Origin of the sequence: Marinobacter sp. RI1, from assembly GCF_041155085.1 — a bacterium.
Classification (GTDB): Bacteria; Pseudomonadota; Gammaproteobacteria; order Pseudomonadales; family Oleiphilaceae; genus Marinobacter; species Marinobacter nauticus.
The window spans coordinates 120,638-140,077 of record NZ_AP031605.1; the positions used below are offsets into that span (position 1 = coordinate 120,638).

16 protein-coding genes are annotated in these 19,440 nt (G+C 60.4%); 6 read left to right on the top strand and 10 right to left on the bottom strand.

Going from position 1 to position 19,440, the window contains the following annotated elements; all coding sequences use genetic code 11:
- Positions 1 to 56: 56 nt before the first annotated feature.
- Positions 57 to 290 (top strand): DUF2789 domain-containing protein, encoded by a 234-nt coding sequence (locus ACAM27_RS00555; RefSeq protein ID WP_011784044.1) that lies wholly within the window; start codon positions 57 to 59, stop codon positions 288 to 290.
- Between the two features lie 9 nt (positions 291 to 299).
- On the opposite strand, the gene ACAM27_RS00560 is transcribed toward ACAM27_RS00555, so the two are convergent.
- The 7 genes from ACAM27_RS00560 to ACAM27_RS00590 form a co-directional block, all read right to left on the bottom strand.
- Positions 300 to 1,685, bottom strand: coding sequence for a GGDEF domain-containing protein (locus ACAM27_RS00560; protein ID WP_014420365.1), 1,386 nt, complete (start codon positions 1,683 to 1,685; stop codon positions 300 to 302).
- Between the two features lie 11 nt (positions 1,686 to 1,696).
- Positions 1,697 to 2,671 carry a tyrosine recombinase XerC gene (xerC, locus tag ACAM27_RS00565; RefSeq protein ID WP_369612405.1) on the bottom strand — a complete coding sequence of 325 codons (975 nt, stop codon included), beginning with the start codon at positions 2,669 to 2,671 and terminating at the stop codon, positions 1,697 to 1,699.
- Positions 2,668 to 3,417 (bottom strand): DUF484 family protein, encoded by a 750-nt coding sequence (locus ACAM27_RS00570; RefSeq protein WP_011784041.1) that lies wholly within the window; start codon positions 3,415 to 3,417, stop codon positions 2,668 to 2,670. The genes xerC and ACAM27_RS00570 overlap by 4 nt, the downstream gene beginning before the upstream one ends.
- Positions 3,418 to 3,435: 18 nt before the next feature.
- Complete coding sequence (gene dapF, locus ACAM27_RS00575; RefSeq protein ID WP_031211627.1) at positions 3,436 to 4,362, bottom strand: diaminopimelate epimerase; 927 nt, start codon at positions 4,360 to 4,362, stop codon at positions 3,436 to 3,438.
- Between the two features lie 14 nt (positions 4,363 to 4,376).
- The gene (lysA, locus tag ACAM27_RS00580) at positions 4,377 to 5,627 is read right to left on the bottom strand and encodes a diaminopimelate decarboxylase (protein WP_023008371.1); all 1,251 of its coding nucleotides are present in this window, start codon (positions 5,625 to 5,627) and stop codon (positions 4,377 to 4,379) included.
- Between the two features lie 35 nt (positions 5,628 to 5,662).
- Entirely contained in the window at positions 5,663 to 5,857 is a 195-nt protein-coding gene (locus ACAM27_RS00585; RefSeq protein ID WP_022992130.1) for a lipoprotein, read from the bottom strand.
- A gap of 71 nt (positions 5,858 to 5,928) precedes the next feature.
- Positions 5,929 to 8,778, bottom strand: a complete 2,850-nt coding sequence (locus tag ACAM27_RS00590; protein ID WP_369612406.1) for a class I adenylate cyclase — start codon at positions 8,776 to 8,778, stop codon at positions 5,929 to 5,931.
- 127 nt (positions 8,779 to 8,905) lie between these two features.
- Between ACAM27_RS00590 and ACAM27_RS00595 the strand changes: the two genes are divergently transcribed.
- Positions 8,906 to 11,350: an EAL domain-containing protein gene (locus tag ACAM27_RS00595; RefSeq protein WP_369612407.1), complete on the top strand. Its 2,445-nt coding sequence runs from the start codon at positions 8,906 to 8,908 to the stop codon at positions 11,348 to 11,350.
- 72 nt (positions 11,351 to 11,422) lie between these two features.
- On the opposite strand, the gene ACAM27_RS00600 is transcribed toward ACAM27_RS00595, so the two are convergent.
- The 3 genes from ACAM27_RS00600 to argH form a co-directional block, all read right to left on the bottom strand.
- The gene (locus ACAM27_RS00600) at positions 11,423 to 12,025 is read right to left on the bottom strand and encodes a DUF2931 family protein (RefSeq protein WP_014420357.1); all 603 of its coding nucleotides are present in this window, start codon (positions 12,023 to 12,025) and stop codon (positions 11,423 to 11,425) included.
- Positions 12,025 to 14,127 (bottom strand): DUF2235 domain-containing protein, encoded by a 2,103-nt coding sequence (locus tag ACAM27_RS00605; protein WP_369612408.1) that lies wholly within the window; start codon positions 14,125 to 14,127, stop codon positions 12,025 to 12,027. Before ACAM27_RS00605 ends, ACAM27_RS00600 begins: the two co-directional genes overlap by 1 nt.
- Positions 14,128 to 14,271: 144 nt before the next feature.
- On the bottom strand, positions 14,272 to 15,681 hold the full coding sequence (gene argH / locus ACAM27_RS00610) for an argininosuccinate lyase (protein ID WP_369612409.1): 1,410 nt from the start codon (positions 15,679 to 15,681) through the stop codon (positions 14,272 to 14,274).
- A 59-nt stretch (positions 15,682 to 15,740) separates the two neighbouring features.
- Here argH and ACAM27_RS00615 point away from each other — a divergent pair, with 59 nt between their 5' ends.
- From ACAM27_RS00615 to ACAM27_RS00630, 4 genes are all read left to right on the top strand, one after another.
- Positions 15,741 to 16,847 (top strand): sensor histidine kinase, encoded by a 1,107-nt coding sequence (locus tag ACAM27_RS00615; protein ID WP_374730294.1) that lies wholly within the window; start codon positions 15,741 to 15,743, stop codon positions 16,845 to 16,847.
- Between the two features lie 8 nt (positions 16,848 to 16,855).
- Entirely contained in the window at positions 16,856 to 17,614 is a 759-nt protein-coding gene (locus ACAM27_RS00620) for a LytR/AlgR family response regulator transcription factor (protein WP_369612856.1), read from the top strand.
- An 85-nt stretch (positions 17,615 to 17,699) separates the two neighbouring features.
- Positions 17,700 to 18,641: a hydroxymethylbilane synthase gene (hemC, locus tag ACAM27_RS00625; protein ID WP_022992125.1), complete on the top strand. Its 942-nt coding sequence runs from the start codon at positions 17,700 to 17,702 to the stop codon at positions 18,639 to 18,641.
- The gene (locus ACAM27_RS00630; protein ID WP_011784031.1) at positions 18,622 to 19,434 is read left to right on the top strand and encodes a uroporphyrinogen-III synthase; all 813 of its coding nucleotides are present in this window, start codon (positions 18,622 to 18,624) and stop codon (positions 19,432 to 19,434) included. The genes hemC and ACAM27_RS00630 overlap by 20 nt, the downstream gene beginning before the upstream one ends.
- Positions 19,435 to 19,440 lie beyond the last annotated feature (6 nt).

The following is a 19,440-nucleotide window of genomic DNA, read 5'->3' on the forward strand; positions in this document are numbered from 1 at the left end:
TACCTGCAAACGGGCAGGATTGCATTTTGCCAATGAGCTGATGGAGGTACGTAACCATGGACACCAGCAAACACAGCCTGAGCACCCTGTTCGAACAACTGGGTCTGCCCTCCGGTCAATCGGAAGTCGAGCATTTCATCGCCCGACATTCACCATTACCCAGTGAAGTCGCTATCCAGGATGCGCCCTTCTGGTCAGAGAGCCAATCCCATTTTCTGGAGGAAGGGCTGGAAGATGACAGCGACTGGGCGGAGGTGATTGATGAACTGGATGCCCTGCTAAGGCACTGATTGGCTGCGTCAGAGCACCGACACCCGATTTCGGCCCTCATCCTTGGCCTGATAGAGGGCCCGATCAGCCCGGTCAAACACCGACTCTTCGGTGTCGTCGTCCTGAAAACCGGTCAGCCCCGCTGAAAAGGTAATGCTTACCGGCTCGCCGCTGAAATGGAACGGCAGGCCGGATACATGTTCGCGCAGGGAATCCAATACCTTGCGGGCTTCATCTGTGGGCGTTTCCGGCAGAAGCACCACAAACTCCTCGCCACCGAACCGGGCGATAAAATCCGTCGACCGCAGGCGAGTGCTCATCTCCCGGGCCACCAACTGCAGCACGCGATCCCCTGCCTTGTGGCCATAGGAATCGTTGATGCGCTTGAACAGATCCACGTCCAGCACAGCCACCGTGAGCGGGTGCCGGTAGCGCAACCAGCGATTGTATTCAAACGACAGCCGTTCCTGCCAGGCTTCACGGTTGGGCAGCTGGGTGAGCAGATCGGTCAGGGCTCGCTGACGCTCTTCACGCACCTGGGCCTGCATCTGTTCCGAATGGGCCTCCATGGCCGCGACTTTCTCCTGCATGGCTTCCAGTTGGTTCGCCAGCAGTTTTTCACGCTCGCTTTCCGACGTCCGGAACCGCTCCAGCGCACTGCCAATAAATTCCAGGCGTTGACTGACCGACTGCTTCAAAGCTTGAATATCCTCGCTGGCGCGGATGTCATCCCCCACCTTGTCCAGCTCGGCACGGATTTCCCGGTCCAGCGTCGCTGTGGCGTCCTGCCGGCCAGTCTGGGCGTCACTCTGCTGGGCAAAATGCTCCCGCAACGCCTGCAAGCGTTCATCCAGACGTTTCAGGAAGGCCTCGAATTCGCGCTGGCTGCGGGTAATGGCGGCAATCACCAGATCGGCGACCCGGTTCAGCCCCTCCCGGAGCACTTCCCAGTCGTTGCTGGTCAGCAAGGTCTGCTGTAATTCCCGGGCTTCTGCTTCTGCGGCCGGCTCCAGGGAAGCCTGTTGCAACAGTTGCCCCAGTAACTGGCCGATGCGGCGTGCAATTCTCAGTCGCTGGGTTGTATCCGCCAGATCCACACCTTCTGCCGGGGCTTGCGGTTCCGGTGTGGGCGACACAGCCTGAGGCCCGGCCTGCTCGTCCAGCAGGGTAATCTGCCGGTCAATCTGGTCCTGCAGTTCCCGCCAATGCTGCAGGTTGATCTGCTTCTTACGGATATCCTCCCGCAACCGACCCAACAATTCGTCCAGCTCCGGTCGCTGCCCTTCAGAGGCCAGACTGGTTCGTACCAGCATTCTTTCCAGCAGATTACGTTCGGATTCCCACTGTTTTTCCCGATGCTCTGCCTCTTCCAGTTCCCTGAGATATTTCTCTTTCCAGGAATCTTCAGATGCCATGAACTACTCCCTTACTGGCCGGCACGATGGTCTTCCTCTTCACACCCTGTGCGATCGGTCGTTCGGCGGCGCGCCCGGGGATGGCTCTGATCATAAACCCGGGCAAGATGTTGAAAGTCAAGATGAGTATAGACCTGGGTGGTGGCAATGTCCGCATGACCCAGCAATTCCTGAACCGCGCGCAGGTCGCCACTGGATTCCAGCATGTGACTGGCAAAGGAATGCCTGAGCAGGTGGGGGTGCAAACGCTGGTCCGCGCCGTGCAGAATACCCCAGCGAGACAGGCGACTCTGGATACTGCGCCGGCTCAGGCGGGTGCCCCGCTGGCTGACAAACAGTGCCTTCTCACCCTCGGTGACCAGTGCCCGGCGGCAGGACAACCAATGTTGCAACGCCGCCACGGCCTTGCGGCCGACCGGCAACACGCGCTCCTTGTTACCCTTGCCGAGAACGCGGATTTCTGCGCCCTTCAGATCCAGAGCCGACACATCGGCCCCGGCCAGCTCGGCCAGCCGAAGGCCGGAGGAATACATCAGTTCAAACATGGCCAGATCGCGGATGTCGAGGGGGTCTTCGGGGGTGGCATCCAGTAACTGGCCAATCTGATCGACATCCGCAACGCGGGGCAAACGCCGACCACTTTTCGGCGCCCTGATGTCCAGAGCTGGATTATCGCTCGCAAGCCCTTCGCGAAGCAGGTACTGGTAGAAGCGCCGAATCGACGACAGGTGCCGGGCAATGCTGCGCCCGCTCAGTCCATCCCGGCTGAGTCGGGCTACGTAGCGCCGAACATCGTGGGCAGACAGCTCTGACCAGTCGTTGAGGCTATTATCCGCAAGCCAGGAGATCAGCCGCTGAAGGTCGCGCTGATAGTGTTCGCAGGTACGGGGTGAATGCCGTTTCTCGGATTGCAGATGACCAATGAAGCCGGTCAGCGCCGCCAATTGGCTCGCTGATCCTTTGTGGTCACTCGCCGCCGCGCTCACCCCTGGCCGGTCTCCGCGGTCAGGTCCGTCACCGGAGCGCCGGTACCATGGCGCTTGAGCATGGGAGGCAAAAGCCGGCTCAGGGTGTCGCTGATGTAGCTCAGGAACAGTGAGCCCATGCTCTGATCAAAGTAACCAGGTTCACAACTGCCGACGGCAAACACACCCACCAAGCCTTCATGGCGCAGGGGTACAAGGGCGACGGAGGCGATGGGCTCGTCACGGTCCGGGAACAGGAATTCACGCTCATTCTCACGGAACTGGCCACAAACGGCCCGTTCCCCCTCCAGCAGGCTTCCCAACCGCTCACGTGCCGCGGCCGCATCCACCATATGCAAGGCACCCTGTGACTGAAGCTGACCGGTTTCACTGAACAGAAGTACCGACGCGGCATCCAGGCCAAAATCGCCCCGGATACTGTCATCAATGGCAGCCGCCATATCCTGCAGATTACGGGCTTCAATCACCTGCATCAGCAGGCGTTTGCTTTTCTCGAACAACCGGTCGTTGTGGCGGGCGATGGACACCAGTTCCACCAGCTCCCGGCGTAACGTGTCCCGCTGTTCCCGGAACAGGTGCACCTGGCGCTCCACCAGGGAAATCGCCCGGCCGCTGTCATGGGGCAGAGTCAAACTGCGCAGGAGCTCGTCCTGGCCGATAAAAAAGTCCGGATTGGCCCTCAGATATTCTGCGACCTGTTCCCTGGTGAGTTCGCCGGCCTTCTGGCGGGCCGTTTGTTCTGTCATCGTGTTCTCCTGATCGGTTCAGGCCCCGTTTTTATGAGGTCGGGTGTTCGGGCGGGCACTCCTGCGGCGCCGGGGCTGGGGTTCGCCAGGCAGCCGCAACTGGCCTTCAAATACCGTGGTTGCAGGACCTTCCATCATAACAGGGGTACCCTCCCCCTGCCATTCAATGACCAGCCTGCCGCCACGCAACTCGACTTCGACCCGGCTGTCCAGCAAGCCGCGGAGACAACCGGCCACCACCGCTGCACAGGCACCGCTGCCGCAGGCGAGTGTTTCGCCGGAGCCCCGTTCAAACACACGCAACCGGGCATGGCGGCGATCAATCACCTGCAGAAAGCCAATGTTGGCCCGGGCCGGAAACCGGGGATGCTTTTCCAACTGCGGGCCAAGGCTTTCCACCGGCGCCGTATCGACATTGTCCACCACCAGCACTCCGTGGGGATTACCCATGGAGATGGCTGACAGCTCGACCGTCTGACCATTCACGTCGACGGTATACACATCCTTGCGCTGATCCGCTGCAAAGGGGATCGCGGGGGGGTTGAGCTCCGGCACCCCCATGTTGACCGCTACCAGGCCATCCCGACCCACTTTGAGCTCAATCACACCCTTGGCAGTCTGGACCCGGATAACACGCTTGTTGGTCAGGCGCTGATCGCGCACAAAGCGGGCGAAGCAGCGGGCGCCGTTGCCGCACTGTTCCACCTCCGAGCCATCGGCATTGAAAATACGGTAGCGAAAATCCACATCCGGCAGCCCCGGCGGCTCCACCACCAGCAGCTGATCAAAACCGATCCCGAAATTGCGATCCGCCAGCTCCCGGATCGTGTCCGGGGCCAGCCGGAATGGCTGGCTGATGGCGTCGACCACCATAAAGTCGTTACCCAGCCCGTGCATCTTGGTAAAGCGCAGGACCGGACCCTGGCCACGTCGTTGCTGAGACATCTCGTTCCCCCCGCTCATTCCGGCAGGCAACTTTCCGGCGCCAGCTGGTCGTCCAGAGTCTCCCGGCGCCGAACCACATGCACCTGATCTCCGTCCACCATCAACTCCGGGGGCCGGTTGCGGGTGTTGTAGTTGGAGGCCATAACAAAGCCGTATGCCCCGGCCGAGCGTACCGCCAGCAAATCGCCAGCTTTCAGGCGCAGAGAGCGATCCTTGCCGAGGAAATCGCCGGTTTCGCACACCGGGCCCACCAGGTCCCAGGGTCTTTCCTCACTGTCCTGATGGGGCTGAACCGGAATAATGGCCTGCCAGGCACTGTAGAGCGCGGGTCGGATCAGATCATTCATGGCCGCATCGATGATGGCAAAATTCCGGTGCTCGGTGCACTTCAGGAATTCTACCCGGGTCACCAGAATACCCGCATTCGCGGCAATGGAGCGGCCCGGCTCGAGCACCAGTTCCAGCTCCCGATCACCCAGGCGTTCATTAAGGGCTTTCACATAATCTGCCGGTTGCGGCGGGGTTTCCTGATTGTAGGTCACACCCAGACCGCCCCCCATATCCAGATGGCGGATACGGATACCCTGCTCTGCCAGAGTGTCGATCAGGGAAAGCACCCGGTCCAGGGCATCCAGGAACGGCGAAACGGACGTCAGCTGTGAGCCGATGTGGCAGTCCACCCCGTGGATATCCAGGTTGGGCAGGCTGGCCGCCCGGGCATAGACTGCCGGCGCCTCGGCGATATCGATGCCGAACTTGTTTTCCTTCAGGCCGGTCGAGATATAAGGATGAGTGCCCGCATCCACGTCCGGATTCACTCGCAGGGAAATGGGCGCTTTCACTCCCAGTTCGCCAGCCACCTTGTTCAGGCGATCAAGTTCGGTGTCGGATTCGACATTGAAACAGCGAACGCCGGCCTCCAGGGCCCGCTTCATTTCCCACTCCTGCTTGCCAACGCCGGAGAATACGACTTTACCGGCATCCCCGCCGGCACGAAGCACACGTTCAAGCTCTCCGGCCGAGACTATGTCAAAACCGGCCCCCAGACGAGCCAGCACATTGAGCACGGCCAGATTGCTGTTTGCCTTGACCGCATAACACACCAGATGAGGGCGGTTCTTCAGGGCCTCATCGTAAGCACGGTAATGGCGCTCCAACGTCGCCCGGGAATAGATGTAGGCTGGCGTACCAAAGCGCTCGGCGATATCGGCAACGGCAACGTCTTCGGCGTAGAGTTCGCCGTTACGGTAATTGAAGTGATCCATGCTGTTCCTGAAAGCTTAAGGTCGGGTGGTCTGGCTCAGGGCTGTTCATTGTCCTCATCGGCATTCTCGCCCGCCTCCGCAGCTGCCTCGGTGTCACCAGTCTGCGATGGTACGGCGTCGGGCACCGGCGCGTTCCGGTACAGCGGCCCTTTCTGGCCACAACCGGATACCATCAAAACCACAAACACCGAGAGCGCGACGGCCAGGCGGCGCACAAGCCCAAGCTGCATACCCAATCCCCTGAGTGAATAATGGCCGAAGTATACCCGACACCCGGGCCGCACCGCGAGGATTCACATGTTCAGGACAGGTGCTGGTTTAGGGCATCTTCCAACTGCGCCCGGTAGAACAGGTACTGGCTGGTCTGGATATCGCGCTGATACAGCTGTGGATCGAGATCGTGGGGCAGATGCAGGTCAGTCAGATACACCGGATAGGGGTCCGGACTCTGCCGCAGGGAGCGGATGTAATGGGCCACCGCCGGAATCAACCGGTCGCCATATTCCTGCACGGTAAACTCCTGATCGTTGCAATACAGATCAAAGCGCAGAATGCTGTCACCCTGTTGCACGCCCACCGCCTGCACTTCGAGGCCGGACAAGGGCAGTCCGGCGACCAGTTCTGGCCGCGGATCGGCCAGCCATCGGCCATCCCTGCGTACCAGTTCGTAACACCGGATACCGGCGACCGGCTCCAGATTATCTGCCTGGCGCAACTGCCGGCGCTCAATAACACTGTCCAGAAATCGCAATAACGGTGCCAGTAGATGACGGCGTTGCTGGGCCTTCAGCTGGCGATGCCACAGACTGCCATACTCATCCACCACCCAGAGCTGGCCCTGGTCTCCCTGCAGCTGCCAGAATACCTGGATGTTACCGGCTTCGGAGGCTTCACATACCGCTTTCAATAGGGGAGCATCCTGCAAAGCATAGCGATCCGGCACCACCGGCAGAAAACTGTCCTGGGGCTGGAACAAGGCATCCATCAATGCCGCGCGGCTATCCAGGGCAACAAACCCCGGCTCCTGGCCATTGAACTGGAGCAGAAAATAACGCTGATCCATCTCGATGATATAACGCAAGGGATGGGGGCCGGTGCCGCCTGCAAAAAACTGTCGGAGCACATCGGCAAACAACTCACTCACACGCCGGGCAATGGCCTGTCCGTGCCCCCGGCTGGGCGCCATCACTCGGATATCCGGCAATTCCGCAGGGTTGATCGCCACCTGAGCGAGCACATTCTTCAAACACTGGATCAGGGTATCCCCAGCCGCGTAATGCTGCAGACTGACTTCGTGCCAGCTGTTCAGGGTAATCTGGTCGATGGTCACCACCAGGTTGTCCCGGGCCCCACTGAACCCGAGCGAGTCGTTGCGGGCGCTGAGTTTATGCAGCCCCCGCTCGGTCAGATGAGCCTGTGGGTCCACCGCCACATTCAGCAACAACAGGTTGCGTAACGGCCGTACTGCACGGGACAGTGCCTGCCGGGGCGCCGGGGGCATAGGCACCGGCAGGAAACCAGCCAGCACATCCAGTATTTCCTTCAACTCGCTGACCGACGCCACGCTCTGGCCCGCTCGCACATTCAACCGTGTACTGCGACTGAGCAGCCCGTTGCAGTAACACCAGACAAGCAACTCAGCCAGGTTGCCGGCGCGGCGAATAACCGGCTGCCAGAAGGCGTCGGACGGATCTTCAAGATCCCGGTACAACAACCAGCCGTCTCCGGCTGCCCCCTGTTCACTGCGATGGTGAAACGACAGATTCTCTTCTGCCAGCGAGGGCACCAGCCCAGGATTGATCAGCTCGACCTTACCGGCCTTGCGCTGGAAGGCGGCATAGAGCTTGCGGCCCAGCAGGTTGATGTCATTGGCGCTGATCGACGCCTGTGCATCCTGTTCCCGGGCCAATCTGGCCAGCAAGCGGTAACTGTGGGTAAGCTCGGCAACCACCCGCCGGCGTAACCCCATCACTTCCTCGGCACACCAACGCTGACGATCGTCCAGCCTGCCCAGATCCTCCGATGACCAGCCCCAGCCTTCAACCAGGCTGCGCAACAACTCGACCCGCCAGGGGTCACCTACCATACCCGCCCGGCTGAGCGGCAAGCCGGATTTCAGGTACAGGCTTCGGCGCACCAGCTCCAGCCGATCTGCGCCGTCACGGGCCAGCAACCACTGCTCCAGTCTCTGGTACAAAAGCACGTAGGGGTCCAGGGCATCGGCGCTGATCACACCATTGTGAACCGCCTGCTTGAAGCTGGCCGAGAGCAGTGGCCGCTCCCGGTCGGTGGCGTAACATTCAATCAACAGCAGCTTGAGGATGGCTTTCCAGGGCGCATCGATTCCTTTGTAGAGCTGCCAGATGCCAGCGCCAGGCAGTTCTGCGGGAGGAATGTCCGGCACCGCGCCAAAGTCGATGTAATCCCTGGCCTGGATAAACCGACACTCCACCAGCTGTCGCCGGCAGTGGTCGTAATCGGCCTCCCGGTCTACCGGGATCAGCCACCACAACGGATATTGGCCGGCGAGGTGAATGCTGGTGCGGTAGAACTCATCCAGCAACAGAAAATGCTGGGCGCTGCCGCAGTTTTCCCCGGTGACTTCCACGCGCTGTCGCCCGGCCCGCCAATCGGCGGCAGAGAACACAAACACGTGCAGCTCCACCCCCAGGCCACCGGCCCATTCCGACAGTTTTTCGGCTTTTCGCTCCAGGCACCGAATGCCCGACGCCGGCAAATCCTGACGGTGGCAGAGCCAGACATCCAGATCACTGGCCACCGAGTGGCCGAGGGTGCCAGGGCTTCCCATTAGGAACAGACTGTCCAGATCAGGCTTTCGAGTGCCCTTGTCACGATAGTGAAAGCTACGGGCGTAACGGCGGGCGGCGTCCAGCACTTCCTGGCCGGGCGTGTAACCACTGAAGCCGTCCGGGCAGTTACCATCCAGATAGCCAGGCAAGGCCGGATGGTTACGGTGAAAAACCAGCGGCAACAACTCCAGCACCATCTGCTGCCGGTAGGTCAGTGCCGAGCACGCCCGCTGCCAGCGCTGCTGGTTAACCAGCAGAAACCGGTCCCGCAGGCGCCTGAGCGTCTTTCGGTCGATTCCATCCTCGAAATCGAGAACTATGGGCGCGGCGTGAACGGTCAAGAGAGCTCCGGCAAGAGGTTATTTTCGGCAAGATAGTCAGTATGATGAATGAATCGTGGCAAAACCTGTAAAAAAATAAAAGCACAGGCAGTGAACACGCTGCCAGCCCGAGCGAGGCACCCGAGCTGTGAAAGAGTTTCTGATTCAACGCTACCGGCCCGATCCGACGGGCCCCGTTATCCGGCCCACCCTGCTTCGGGTGGATGACGACGGCCGGATCATCCAGGCTGATCGCCATGCAGAAACCATGTTTGGCTACGACATCAGCGATCTGACCGGGCAGAAAGTCCAGCATATTCTGGCTTCCCGCCAGGACGATCCCTTCGCCCCCGCCCACCGACACCGGCTAGACAATGGCCAGACCGTGCTGGTGACGTTCCGCCACAAGGATGGCTTTTTCTTTACTGCCCTGCTCGGGCTGCGAATGGAGATCCGGGATTCAGACCAGGCCGCTACCGCCTCGATTACCCTCAGGGACAGCGATGCCATGGATAGCCGGATTCAACGACTGGCGGAGCAGAATGCCGGCTTTGGTCTCTGGGAACTGGACATGCCCAGCAACGAAATCAGCTGGTCCGAGGGCATGTATCGCCTGTTGGAGCTCAAACCCGGCAGCGAACTGACGCCTGAACAGGCGCTGTTTTACTGCCAGACAGGCCAGAACCGGGTACGAGCAATGTTCAGGCGCTGCATCCGCACCGGCCAGCCGTTCAGCATGGACCTGACCATTCTCACCAGCCGGCAACGGCCACAACGGGTTACTCTGGCGGGCCGTGCTCTGAAGAACGGCGGCCGGGTGCAAAAACTCGGCGGCGTGATGGTCAACCACAGCGAGGCGATGGTCCACGATCTGGAAAAACAACAGGCTCAGCAGATTCTTCAAGCCACGACCGCCGCATCCTCTGATCTTGTGGTGGCCATCGACACCGAGTTCAGGCTGCTGCATTTCAACACCCCCTGGTGCCAGCAGTTTCAACACGCCTTTGACCTGACGCCAAAGACCGGAGACAACCTGCGCAGCCTTCTGAAGGACTTCCCCAATGAGCGGAGACTGATCGAACGGCTATGGCAACGGGCCTTCGACCGTGAGCATTTTGTGGCAGAAATGCCCCTGAACCGCCAGGGAGAGGGACTGCCGATTTACGAGTTTCACTTCCAGAGCATCCGCGGAGACCGGGGTGAGGTCACCGGGGCCGTTCATGTTGCACGGGATATCAGCAACCGGATCCAGCACACCAGCAACAGCGATTACCGCATGCGACACGATCCGGTCACCGGGCTGATGAATCGCCGTTCCTTCATCGAACACCTGGAACGGGCCATGGGCCATCGCCACAAACGCCAGAGCACCGACGGCCTGCTGTTTCTGGACCTGGACAACTTCGAACAGTTCAACGAGGACGCTGGCAGCGGCACCTGCGACCGCTACCTGCGGGAACTGGCCGCCATGCTCGGGCTGCGCGTACGACAGCGTGATGCCCTGGCACGACTGGCCGGCGATACCTTTGCGCTGTTCATCGAGAATTGCCCGGAACCCAGAGCGAGAAAGATCGCCGAGGAAATCCGCGAACAGATTGCCCAGTTCAAGTTTGAATGGCAGGGGCAAACGCTGCAGACCAGCACCAGCGGTGGTCTGCTGATTCTGGACAGTGAGTTGCCGGAGCGGGCCGACACGCTGCTCACCCAGGCTGCGGACCTGTGCCATACCGCCAAGACTTCAGGCCGGAACCGGATCCACACCGCCCATGCACTGCCGGATGCCGCCGGCGATACTGGTACAGACAAGCAGCTGGAACAGCTCCGCCAAGCCCTGGACCACCATCAACTGATCCTTGAGTTCCAGGCTCTGAAGCCGGTGGCGAGTGTGACCTGGGGCGACCATATTGAAATACTGTGTCGCATTCCCGGTCAGGGACCGGACGACACCACACTCCTGCCCGGACAGTTCCTGCCCCTGGCCGAGCGCTTTGACCTGGCCAAACGGCTGGACCGTCAGGTCATTCGTCAGACCCTGGACTGGCTGGGGCAGCACCGACTGATGGAACCAAGGCTGAAATACTGCGGCTTCAACCTGTCTCTGGCCTCGGTACTGGATGACACCTTTGCCGATTTCATGGAACAGCTACTGGCACCCTCACCGTTCCGGGCGGAGTGCTTCTGCCTGGAGATCCGGGAAGCCCATGCCACCCAGTATCCGGACGAAGTGGCCGTGCTCTGCGATGCACTGCATCGAATCGGTTGCCGGGTGGCCCTGGAGGGCGCTGGCGCCTCGGTGGAAAGCTACAGTCTGGCCGCCCACCTGCCGGTGGATATCATCAAACTGGACAGACGGGTGATGGATCATCTGGAAGATGACCCGGTTCAGCAAGTGATGGTGGATGCCCTGCATCGTATTGCAGAAGCCGCAGGCAAGGAGACCGTTGCCACCTTTATCGAGAGCGACGAGACCCTGAGAAAGGTCCGTACCCTGGGCATCCATTTTGGCCAGGGTTACCGGTTATCAAGACCCCGACCGCTGGCGGAGCTGAAGCCGGTGGGGGTTGAGCTGAGTACGGGCTGGATCGGCGGCTAAGTTATGTTGAGGGCAGGCTTCGTTCTACCCCGACCTCACACTGGGTCACTTCAGAACCGCTTCCGCGGCCGCTTACCAGCCCTCCGTCGGGATTCCGTGTTCCCTGAGGTAATCGCCGTTCCTTTCGAGATAGCCTTTTGTGCGTTCCGTGAACCGGGAAGGGTCACCCGGCAACTCCGTGGCCTGCATGCGCATCACCTCGATCTCGTTGCCAATCTGGTTCGAAATCCAGACCACCACGGTACCGCCGGGCGCCAGGCCAATGGTCAGGAGGTTCCGGGGGCCTGAGCGCACATCAACCTGCGTAACATAGGTTGCCGGCTCCCGCATTCGGTCCAGCAGGTCTTCCGGCACCTGAATGATCTTGGTGTAATATTTCTGCTCCGCGTAGGAAAACCAGTTGACCAGAATCAGTTCCGGAAAGGGGTCAGCTCTGCCCCCAGGCCCGGTTGGGCCACGGGCCCCCTTCCAGCAGCACCCCACCGTGCCTATCGGCTGGCGCCAGCTCCGCTCACCCGACTTCTCCAGGAACATATCAGTCACCCACACTTCGTAGTGCTGTGGCGCCGCTATCCTGACCATCCAAAGAGTGTCGTCCGCCTTCGACCACGCCGAACACCCGCTGCCCAACAGGGCGATGGCCATGACTCCCATGGCCAGTATTTTCTGAATCATTAGTCGCCCTCTGTCTGTGGATACACCAGGCGCTCGCCTGAAGGTGCTGGTGCATTGGGATGAAACCCCTGCAACTTCGCAGGCAAGCCCGCCACCATGGTCTCAATAGCGTTGTAGTGCGCCGAGTAATGGATATAGCGCTGGAGCAACAAGTTCTCATGTTCCGTGGTCAGTGAGGGGGCGTCATTCCCTTGTACAACCTGTTCCAGAATTTGTTGAAGGATGGGTTCAAGTTCACCCTGTATCAACACGGTCTCATCGGTGGGATCAACTTCTCTCAGTGGCACTTCCTGTTCTACCGCCAATCGGTGCATCAACCGAAGAGGCACCCGTGAATACTCCCCCCGCACCTGGCGCAGCATCCGCAACACCAGTTCTACCCGGCCATCCTGGGCCGGGTGCTCGTGGCGCAGGGTGACAATGTCCAGCCGGGCTGGCCCTTCCGGGCCCTGGTCTTTCGGCCATGCCTGCAATTGCTCGGATTGCCGTACCGGCAGATTATATGGGCCAATCCAGCCTGCCGCCTCTATCTGTTGCCGCTTGGCCTCCAGGTTATCCCATTGGAGGGTTTGGTCCGGCCTGCTCAGCCGGTCGCGAGGCACCTGTAACCTGAGGCTTAACAGCACGTCCTCTCGCTGGCTGTCGCCGTAGCCACCGCCAATATCGGAATGAACGCCCGGCAGGGAAATTTCCCGGAAGTTGGCCGGCAAGCTGCCGTCGCGGCTTCGCAGACTGTTCAGGGCAAAGTTCCTGCGGTGCTCATGGGCCGCGGTCAGGTGCACCGCCTGGCCCACCTTGCCTGGATCCAGGTACAACTCCACCGGGTGGTTGCGGTTGTTATGGGCCAACGCATCACCAGCAGCGAGGTTAACGATGGCGGCCACGGAGTCGAACAGCCCCACGAAGCGAATTTCTACCGTCTTCGGCCAGAGGATACCGCTGTCAGCCAGCATCTGGGCCAGCAGACCATTCTCCCCCTGATTTATCTCGTGTGCAGTATGGCGGCCAGCCGCCGCGCCCCGGCTGAAGCCGAACAGGTCCAACGTAAGTTTGTCGATGGGTTTGTCCAGACGGTCGGCGGGCAGGTTCTGCAAGACTTCTTTCACCCGCAAGGCCAGTTGCGAGAAAGCATAGTCCACCTGTGCGATAACGCCGGCCTCCCCCATGCCGGTGGCTGCGCTATACATCACATCATCCTCGCCAGTCTTGGTGCCAGCCCCAGGAGCATAAATTTTACGCCGGTAGGTGCTGGTACCCTCCTCCTCTTTTTCGTCTTCGACGTACAAATCCCACAGCTTCGCCACATTGCTGGCCGCATTGGCGTAACTGTCGCCCAACATCAGACCCATCCGCCGCTCACACTCTTCCCGGCCGATGGTGTTATTTTCGTAGGGAATCAGGCACTCCTGCTCCAGCTGCTCAACGAAGGCCCGGGTATTGGCGGCGTTGTTCATGGTGCCATCGGTAAACAGGCCTACTTCCAGGTGTATCTTTGGGGCGGGTGCCTGAGAGGAGTCTGCCTTAGCGTCTTCGGTTGCGGATGCTGCAGACATCAACACGGGAGCCACCAGTGCGGAAGCCCCTAAGGGCAGGCTCAGCCGATGGTCATCCACGCTACCTTGAGCCGCCCGCTCCCGGCGCTGACGCTGCCGGTAGTTCATTGAGAACATGTTCACTTCCAGCGACCCGACACCCCAGGATTCGGATTGGCGCAACTGCTCGCAGGTGATGCCACAGTTGTTCAGCTCTGCTACTGCACACTCAATCTCAGATGGAACGTTCAGCCAACTGCCCTCTATCCGCCACTGGCCACCGGCAGGCAGACTGTTGTCTGGCCGCCAGGTCACCATCGGCGAGAAAGGCTTATTCCACTCCGAACAGACCAACATCAACTCGCCGTCTCTGACCGCCCGATGGACAGTTTCCGCTAGGTTCCGTCGGTCACCAGAGCCATACCTGAACAGCGATTGCATGCTTGAACGAAGATGGTTGTCCTGCTCAACCAGGAGGCGGGCCCTGTCGGCAGCAAAAAAAGGAGTTTCAACAAAGAGAATGTCGAGGACCTTCAATTCTGAAGGCCTGACCAGTTTCACAAAGCTCATCGTCAGCGTCCTTGTTGACGGTAGCAAGCAGGTAAAGTTAGTCGGACAATCCTAGCCGATATTGTGTATTTATGACAAAACCGCACTTTACGGTTTTGTCATAAACTTTTTTTCTAAACTGCCACGCCCATGACAGCCAATCGACTATGCCAGAGTTTTCCGAGCGCGGGCCACAGCTGCACGTACCTGGTTTGGCGCAGTGCCACCCAGATGATCACGGGCCTGCACGGAACCTTCCAAGGTCAGCACGTCGAACACATCTTCGCCGATCACATCGGAGAACTGTTGAAGTTCCTCCAGCGTCATGTCTGACAGGTCACGACCTTCGGCGACACCGAAAGCAACTGACTTGCCGACAATCTCATGGGCATCACGGAACGGCACGCCTTTCTTGACCAGGTAATCAGCCAGATCCGTGGCGGTGGAGAAGCCCCGCTTGGCGGCTACCCGCATGTTGTCGGCCTTGGCCCTGATGGCCGGGATCATGTCGGCGTAGGCCTTCAGGCAGCCCTTGATGGTATCGACCGTGTCGAACAGCGGCTCTTTGTCTTCCTGATTGTCCTTGTTGTAGGCCAGCGGCTGGCTCTTCATCAGGGTCAGCAGGCTGATCAGATGGCCGTTTACCCGGCCGGTCTTGCCACGCACCAGCTCGGGTACATCCGGGTTTTTCTTCTGGGGCATGATCGAGGAACCGGTGCAGAACCGGTCCGGCAGGTCGATGAAATCGAACTGGGCGGAGGTCCAGAGCACAAGCTCTTCACTGAACCGGGACAGGTGGGTCATCAGCAGCGCGGCGAAACTGCAGAATTCAATGGCGAAATCCCGGTCGGAGACCGAATCCAGGCTGTTTTCAGTGGGCCGGTCAAAGCCCAGCAGTTCGGCGGTCAGATTGCGGTCAATCGGGTAAGTGGTGCCGGCCAAGGCAGCGGCCCCCAGAGGCATCACGTTCACCCGCTTGCGGCAATCCTGCAGACGATCGGCATCGCGCACCAGCATTTCGTACCAGGCCAGCAAATGGTGGCCAAAGGTAACCGGCTGGGCGGTCTGCAGGTGGGTAAAGCCGGGCATAATGGTGCCTGCCTCGCGCTCGGCCAGGTCCAGCAAGCCAGCCTGCAGGCGGGCCAGTTCCTCGGCAATCACGTCGATTTCATCGCGCAGGTACAGCCGGATATCGGTGGCGACCTGATCATTCCGGCTGCGGCCGGTATGCAGTTTCTTGCCAGTGATGCCGATGCGATCGGTGAGCCGGGCTTCGATGTTCATGTGCACATCTTCCAGGCTGACGGACCATTCGAAGCGGCCGGCTTCGATGTCTTCCTTCACGCCTTTCAGGCCGTCGATGATCTGGTCGCGCTCGGCCTCCGTCAGCACACCCACCTTCGCCAACATGGTGGCATGGGCGATGGAGCCGGTAATATCATGATGATACAGGCGCTGGTCGAAGCCCACCGAGGCGGTGAAGCGTTCAACAAAGGCATCGGTAGGCTCGCTGAAGCGGCCACCCCAGGGTTTTTCGGAGGATGTGGTCTGGTCAGACTTTTTCTGATCCGTCATGGTCTATCTTTCCTGCTGACAGCCCGGCATCATCATGCCGGCAATGGATAAGTGAAAAGTTGCGGCAGTATAGCATTCTGGCCCCGGTTAAGGAGACTCCCCTGAAACCCGACAAAGGCATGAACCACAAGGACACCGGCAGTTTCTACGTGCCCGATCTGTGTCGCGTGCGGGCCGTGTTCATGCTGCTGATCACCAGCGAACTGCTGGTTCTGGTGCTGGCCATCGTGCAGGCACAGCACAGCTGGATAGACTGGAACTACTTCGGCCTGCTGTCCCTGTTCGTGCAGTGGACCACCCTCACCAGCGCCGCGCTGATCTGCCTGTTGCGCCCCCGCCTGGCCCGCATGAGCAACACCCGCGCCACGCTGACCATCGTGGCCATTGTATTACTGGATGTACTGGCGTTCAGCCTGTTTGCCGACAGTGTATTGCACCCGCAGCCGGGCGTGGCGCTCTGGCAGGGAATTGCCAAGAAGCTGTTACTGGCGCTGCTGATTGTCCTGATGGTGCTGCGTTATTTTTACCTTCAGCACCAGTGGCAGCAACAGCGGGAGGCGGAAATGCAGGCCCGGCTGACCTCCTTGCAGGCCCGGATTCAGCCACACTTTCTGTTTAACAGCATGAACACCATTGCCAGCCTGATTGCCACCAATCCCGACCAGGCGGAAGAGGCGGTACTGGATCTGTCGGAACTGTTCCGGGCCAGCCTGCGCACCGACGACCAGCTCATCCCCCTTAACCGTGAGCTGGAACTGTGCCAGCGCTACCTGGCCATCGAGTCCCTGAGACTGGGGGAACGCCTGCGGCTGGAATGGGATATTCAGCCCGGGCTCGAGCAACAGGTGATTCCGCCCCTGACCCTTCAGCCGCTGGTAGAAAATGCCATTTATCACGGCATTCAGCCACGGCCTGAAGGCGGTATCGTCCGGGTAGAAGTATCGGCCAAGGATCACTTTGTCTACCTTCTGGTGCAGAATCCCGCACCGGAATCCACGGAACGCCAGCATCAGGGCAACCGGGTCGCGCTGAGTAACACTCAGGCCAGACTACAGGCACTGTTTGGCGAACCGGCCGTGCTCAAACACAGTCGCCAGGGCAATACCTACACCGTCACCCTTCGCCTGCCCCGGCGCAGCATCAATACCAGCAACCGTCAGTCATGAAACAGGCCATGAATACCGAAGACAGCAAACGCGTACTGATTGCCGATGACGAACCCCTCGCGCGCCAGCGCATCCAGCGCCTGCTGGAAGCCCTGCCGGATTACCGGGTTTGTGGCGAAGCGGTGGATGGCAACGACACCCTGCGCAAAGTAGCCGAACTGGAACCGGATATCCTGCTGCTGGACATCCGCATGCCCGGCATGGATGGCATGGAGGCAGCCGACCAACTCAGCAAGCTCCAGAATCCGCCCGCAGTGATTTTTTGTACCGCCTATGACCACTATGCCATCCAGGCGTTCGAGGTTCGCGCCGTCGCCTATCTGCTCAAACCGGTCCGGCGTGAGGCGCTGGCCGATGCTCTGGCCCGGGCCGGCAAGCTGAACCGGGTACAGAGACATGCCCTGGCGCAAAGTACCGATGCCGGTAACGACCAACTGGCGGTGCGCACGCACCGAGGTACCGAACTGATCGACCTGGCAGATCTGTACTACTGTGAGGCCGACCAGAAGTACGTGACCCTGCACCACAGCCACGGCGAGACAGTGTGCGACTACACCCTGAAAGAACTGGAGCAGGCTTACCCGGATCACCTTCTGCGCATCCACCGACACACACTGGTTGGCGTGCGCTTTATCCAGGGGCTGCGGCGGTCGTCCGATGGTCAGAATCAGCTGGCACTGAAAGGCAATGCCACCCTGCTGCCGGTCAGCCGCCGCCATGCCAGTACGGTCCGCCAATGGTTACACGAACACCAACCCTCCCCCTGAGGGGGTAGGCGGGGGTTCACCGCGGGACTTTTTTTCTGCCACAAGGTAACCTTGGGGCACATTTTCCCGAACGACAGTGAGTGACATGTCCAAACGTACCCTTCGCATTGCAACCCGCAGCAGCGCACTGGCGCTGTGGCAGGCGGAATTCATCAAGGCCGAGCTGGAAAGGCTGCATGACAACGTTGACGTTGAACTGATCAAGATAAAGACCCAGGGCGACAAGATCCTGGACGTCCCCCTGGCCAAGATCGGCGGCAAGGGCCTGTTCGTGAAGGAACTCGAAGAAGCCATGCTGGACGGCCGTGCCGATCTGGCCGTGCATTCCATGAAAGACGTGCCCATGGAATTCCCCGAGGGCCTGGGGCTGGTCGCCATTTGCGAGCGCGAAGACCCCACCGATGCCTTCGTCAGCAACCAGTATGAACACATCGACCAGCTGCCTGAGGGCGCGGTAGTAGGCACCGCCAGCCTGCGTCGGGAAGCCCAGCTGCGGGCCAACCGCCCGGATCTTCAGATCAAGGTACTGCGTGGCAACGTGAATACCCGGTTGGCGAAACTGGATGCCGGTGAATACGACGCCATTGTGCTGGCCAGCTCCGGCCTGAAGCGTCTCGGCTTCCACGACCGTATCCGTTACTGTCTGCCAGACACGTTTTCCCTGCCAGCCGTTGGCCAGGGTGCTTTGGGCATCGAATGCCGGGTCGGTGACACGGAACTTCTGGAGCTGATTGCCCCGCTCAATCACACCGACACCTGGGACCGCGTCAGCGCTGAGCGGGCGCTGAACCGTCGCCTTGAAGGCGGTTGCCAGGTACCCATTGCCGCCTATGCCCTGCTGGAAGACGATAACACCCTGTGGCTGCGGGGCCTGGTTGGCGCAGTCGATGGCACCCAGATTTTCCGGGTGGAAGGCCGTGCCCCGCGCGCCGAAGGTGAACGCCTGGGCCGTGAACTGGCAGAACAGCTGCTGTCCATGGGGGCCGACAAGGTGCTGGCTGAAATCTATGGCCACACCCCACGCTGAGTTTCAGCAACCGTCTGAACTCCAGGGCCGGCGTGTATTGATCTGCCGGCCCGAGCCCGAAGCCAGCCGCCTCGCCGAGGCCTTTCGTAAGGCCGGTGCCGATGCCCGGGTGATGCCGATGATGGCGCGCGAGCCTTTACCGGAAACCCCGGAGCAGCGCGGCATCCTGCAGCAGCTGGACAACTTTTCCCACATCATCGCGGTCAGCCCCTATGCCGCCCGCCGGCTGATGGAGGAAATCGACCACTGGTGGCCTCAACTTCCCGCCGGCCTGCAATGGTACGGAGTGGGCGCCGGCACCGCCGCGGTCTTTCGCGAACATGGCCTGAAACCGAGAATGCCCGCCGAAGGCTGGACCAGCGAAGCGTTGCTGGCGCTGCCATCACTGCAGCGCGTTGACGGAGAGAAAGTTCTGCTGGCTCGGGGCGAGCATGGCCGGGAACTGATTCGTGAGACCCTGGCGCAACGGGGCGCACGGATTACCACCCTGCCCCTGTACCGGCGCGTGCTGCCGTACTATTCTGCAAAACAGGTGAAGGCTCTGGTTGCCGACTTCCACCCCGAGGTGGTGATTGCGCTTTCCGGCGAAACCCTGAACAATCTGGTGGAGCTGGGCCACAGATACCAATTGGCTCTGACGCCCGACATAATCGTAGTACCTGCGGAGCGTGTAGCGGAACAGGCGCGCGCGCTGGGCTTCCGCAAGCCACTGGTGCCCGGTAGCCTGAACGATGACGACCTGGTCATCAGTGTTGCTTCCTGCCTGTCGCAGGAGGCCGGTGACAACGGATAACCAAGT